Below are 279 nucleotides of genomic sequence, written 5' to 3'. Positions count from 1 at the left end.
TCTCGGTCTGCTCGCCGAGGTTGGCAGTGCCGGTCACGTTGGTCGGGTCCAGTGCCACAGCACCCAATGGCAGCGGTTCGCTGGCCGGGATCAGGCGGTAGCCGCTGTCCTGCGGCATGGCTTGCAGGCCGCTGCCGACCAGTAACTGCTGCAGGGCTTGTTGGCTGCTGAAACTGCCGCGCAGCCCGGCGCTGTATTTGCCGGCCAGGTCACCCGGGGTAAAGGCAATGTTCAGGCCGGTGCTGCGGCTGAGGGCAATCAGGGCTGCATCCAGCGAAC

Annotated in this window: 1 protein-coding gene; it reads right to left on the bottom strand. The window is 66.3% G+C overall.

Annotation, left to right across the window (positions count from 1 at the left end):
- A partial coding sequence (locus R0J88_RS19600) for an STN domain-containing protein (protein WP_410900813.1) occupies window positions 1-279 on the bottom strand: 279 nt, incomplete at both ends.

It is taken from the genome of Pseudoalteromonas sp. SIMBA_162 (assembly GCF_046535955.1).
In the GTDB taxonomy this organism is placed as follows: domain Bacteria; phylum Pseudomonadota; class Gammaproteobacteria; order Enterobacterales; family Alteromonadaceae; genus Pseudoalteromonas; species Pseudoalteromonas marina.
The sequence above is the reverse complement of the archived record's forward strand: the minus strand, read 5'-3'. Positions and strand labels throughout refer to the sequence as shown.